Here is a 786-nt window from a genome sequence, read left to right on the forward strand (position 1 = left end):
GTATCATACCTATCATATAACTCTTGAACTGAAGTATTACAGTATTGACAATTATTCCCCATGAAATCATATAATTGCTTTCTAGACATAACATTCCCTTTATTTAACTACCTGTTTTTTCTGATATATCACCGATAATATCTAGTAATTGGTTTTGAAGATCAAATAAATATTTGTCTTGATTGGATGTTTGCTTTTTTAGGCTTTGGTACATCTGTTCAGATTTCTTAGCTGACCATTTATACCGATGCACGAGTTGCACATCTGATGGTTTTACTTTTCCCCAGGGGGTAAGCAATAAGTTATCCTCTTTTGAAATTCTACATTCTGACCACGGGCCAGTAGGTGGCATGTAACCGCGATACATAATTTCTACTAGTTTTTCTATCGGTTTAGTTGATTTGTTAACTAGGGATAGGGCATGACAGTCGATGTAAACTCAATAAACTTGATTTCATTGTTATTGTGCAAATTGGTGGTGCGTTCGCTACCGTTTTGCCGCAGTGAAAACAGACATTACATGGATTAAGCGTGTAATTGAAAAGCACGGTGAAGATATAACGAAACTACAGGATAAATTATGATAACGACATTAGGTAAATATTTAGCAGCTAAACTGCTAACCGAAGCATTTATAAAACGTGTATGTTTGGCAACAGTTAAGCACTTAGCAAGCAAATCAGAAAACAAGCTTGATGATGAAATTGTTGATGCTTTATCTGAAGCTTTAAAGTAAAAATCCAAAAGGGTGTAATGGCCAACAAAAAGCCCGCTAAAAATGTGGGC

The 786-nt window shown here is 35.4% G+C and carries 2 protein-coding genes; one reads left to right on the forward strand and one right to left on the reverse strand.

Going from position 1 to position 786, the window contains the following annotated elements; genetic code table 11:
* Nucleotides 1-103 precede the first annotated feature (103 nt).
* Complete coding sequence (locus L1D51_RS21590; protein WP_239964848.1) at nt 104-367, reverse strand: hypothetical protein; 264 nt, start codon at nt 365-367, stop codon at nt 104-106.
* 213 nt (nt 368-580) lie between these two features.
* On the opposite strand from L1D51_RS21590, the gene L1D51_RS21595 reads away from it, so the two are divergent.
* Nucleotides 581-736, forward strand: coding sequence for a hypothetical protein (locus tag L1D51_RS21595; protein WP_200907856.1), 156 nt, complete (start codon nt 581-583; stop codon nt 734-736).
* The last annotated feature ends 50 nt before the right edge of the window (nt 737-786 follow it).

The organism is Pseudoalteromonas shioyasakiensis, assembly GCF_022398475.1.
Lineage (GTDB): Bacteria > Pseudomonadota > Gammaproteobacteria > Enterobacterales > Alteromonadaceae > Pseudoalteromonas.

Bases quoted from the DNA above. Each gene is read 5' to 3' on its own strand.
- L1D51_RS21590 (WP_239964848.1), bottom strand. From the start codon at position 367: ATGTATCGCGGTTACATGCCACCTACTGGCCCGTGGTCAGAATGTAGA.
- L1D51_RS21595 (WP_200907856.1), top strand. From the start codon at position 581: ATGATAACGACATTAGGTAAATATTTAGCAGCTAAACTGCTAACCGAA.